The sequence below is a fragment of the Oleiphilus sp. HI0086 genome (assembly GCF_001635225.1).
Map to the genome: position 1 here is coordinate 1 of NZ_LWFZ01000881.1, position 2,606 is coordinate 2,606.

The 2,606-nt window shown below is 38.0% G+C and carries 3 protein-coding genes; 2 read left to right on the forward strand and 1 reads right to left on the reverse strand.

Annotated features, from left to right (window positions below; translation table 11 throughout):
• Nucleotides 1–213 (reverse strand): hypothetical protein (locus A3756_RS15945; protein WP_156490527.1); only part of this gene is annotated, 213 nt, incomplete at its 3' end.
• 589 nt (nt 214–802) lie between these two features.
• Here A3756_RS15945 and A3756_RS15950 point away from each other — a divergent pair.
• On the forward strand, nt 803–1,642 hold the full coding sequence (locus A3756_RS15950) for an alpha/beta fold hydrolase (protein ID WP_231875553.1): 840 nt from the start codon (nt 803–805) through the stop codon (nt 1,640–1,642).
• A gap of 8 nt (nt 1,643–1,650) precedes the next feature.
• Entirely contained in the window at nt 1,651–2,433 is a 783-nt protein-coding gene (locus tag A3756_RS15955) for a diguanylate cyclase (protein ID WP_082865304.1), read from the forward strand.
• Nucleotides 2,434–2,606: the final 173 nt, after the last annotated feature.

Consider the following 2,606-nt stretch of genomic DNA (forward strand, 5'->3'; position numbering starts at 1 on the left):
ATTCACAAAGCCATAGTTAATCGTTACCGCTGCAGCAATGCTTTCAAGTGCCAAAAAAGCAGTCGCCCCTAAAGCGGTTTTGCCGACACGGCTAATACCCATACGCCGAGCTTTACGAGCGGTGAATCGTAAGGCGTAATCTTCTAGGGTTTGGTCAGCCACCCACTGGTTATAGTGGCGACGAACTTTAAGAATCTTCTGTTTGGCAGGCATAAGCTCTATAGCAAAAGTTTTATGTACTTATAAATGAGTATTTAGCTAGACAGGGTAATGCTTTTTTAGGGCGAAAACGAGCTTTAAACGTGTTAGGTCACGATATAACTAATGCCTAAAAGTCAGCACCCAAGCTGGCCTATTAGAATAAATGGTCTGACTTGGGCCTAACCATTCTAAGCAAGACTTGGTCAGAAAAGTGCCAAAACTTGCCGTTGAAGGTGCAATTTGGTTTTGGCCTAATCGTCATGAACTAGCTTGCTGGAAAATTAAGGCTTTGCTTCTAAAGCGGCTTTTTTTTGATATTAAGTTTTTGCTATCCTAAATATTTCTAAAAGAGCAACGCGATCATTATTAACCGTGGTAAAAATAGTAAAATTTAAACTTAAAGCGTTCATTTTCAAGGTTACGATAATCCGAGAGTTAGTGTTCAAAATCGTTATTTTATGCTTCGATAAACCACATGCTTCAGTACAAAAAGTAGCTTTACGACTACGCTTCTAGCTAAAGCAGAGACCTACTACTATGCTATCTTTAATAATATCTTTACTTAAATTCAGCAACACTTTTTATTGCACGGTTCATTGTTATGATTGATCAAAAAGTTATGTGCCACGATAAAGCGGAAATATTGAAAAGAAATAATGTCAATATTTCCGGAAACGGAGACAAGATAGTTCTATTGGCACATGGTTTCGGCTGTGATCAGAATATGTGGCGCTTCATGCTTCCAGCGCTTGAGAAACAGTTTAAAGTTGTTTTGTTCGATTATGTTGGCTCTGGAAAATCAGACTTAAATAGCTTTTCTAAAAAAAGATACGCAAGCCTTGATGGTTATGCGAAAGATATAGAGGAAATATTATTAGCTTTAGATCTTTCTAATGTTTCGATCATTGGCCATTCAGTAAGCTCTATTATTGCAGGTATTGCCTCGATTAATTGCGGTGATAGAATTTCCGATATTACCATGATTTGCCCTTCACCTTGTTTTATGAATATACCTCCAGATTATATGGGTGGATTTGAGCGAGAAGATTTAGAAGAGCTAATAAACTTAATGGACAAGAATTATATAGGGTGGGCGAACTATTTAGCTCCTCTTGTTATGGGTGCGGGGCACTCGCCTGAACTTATTGGAGAGTTATCTGGCAGTTTTTGCAGTACAGACCCCGTAATTGCAAAAACGTTTGCTATAGCGACATTCTTCTCTGACTACAGAACAATGTTAAGAAATATACTTAAACCGACATTTATTTTTCAGAGTTTAAAAGATTCCTTAGCCGCGCCAGAGGTCGGAAAATATATGGCTGAAAATATAAACGATAGTCAATTAGCTTTAATTGAGGCCGAGGGGCACTGCCCCCACATGACCGATCCAGCCCTACTTATGCCTTTACTTATAGATTTCATAAATAGAAATAAGGCTTAGGTGCTGAAGTGGATTCTTTCTTAGACAGTTTCCATTCTGGTCACTTAGTTGTGAATTCTAAGAGAGCTATTACTTATAGCAATAAGCATCTATTGACCTTACTTGGCTGGAAAAAAGAAGAACTGTCTTCAATGCCACTGTCTAATATTTTCACCAAGGCTTCAAATATTTTTATTGACAGTTATGTTTACCCATTATTGATTAATGAGTTTTATGCTGAAGAAGTGCAACTTACTGTGATTACATATCAAGGTAAAAAAGTTCCAGTAGTGGCCAGTATAAGTTTAGATAAAGAACACACTACTTACTGGTCACTTCTTGACTGCTCCAATAGAGACAAGTTGTATCAAGAACTCATTGAAACAAAAGAACTACTAGAAAAACAAAGTCAGGAACTTCTAGAAATGGCAACAATAGATCCTCTCACGGGTTTATTAAATAGAAGAGAGCTTAATAACCGATCAGGTAGGCTATTTTCTCAAGCTCAGAGAAACAAGTCATCAGTTGCGCTGATGATCATAGATATAGATTACTTTAAAAACATTAATGACACTTATGGGCATGCTTTTGGAGATGATGTTTTGCAGCACTTAGGCAAAACTCTACTCAAAAGTCACAGAGAGCATGATGTCGTTGCACGATATGGGGGAGAAGAGTTTGTTTTAGTTTTACCCGACATTGATGATGCAAACGCATTAAACATTGCTGAAAAAATTCGGTGCGATATTGAAACAACAAAGATTAATGGTGTTAACGGCGTTTTTCAAGGTAGTTGTCGCCTGAGCATTTAAGCTGCTTGTTTTTCCTTCTCCGGGTTCAACTTAACGTCACCCACTTTCTCCCAGTTCCGCGTAGCTTTTGACCACCTTATTTGGTTCTTTCTTTTCATCTTGCGATAAAGCTCATCCCTCTTCGATAATATTTCTTCATCCAGACCTAAGTGCCTTTGCTCTGGGGTAACAAA

Bases quoted from the DNA above. Each gene is read 5' to 3' on its own strand.
- A3756_RS15950 (WP_231875553.1), top strand. From the start codon at position 803: ATGATTGATCAAAAAGTTATGTGCCACGATAAAGCGGAAATATTGAAA.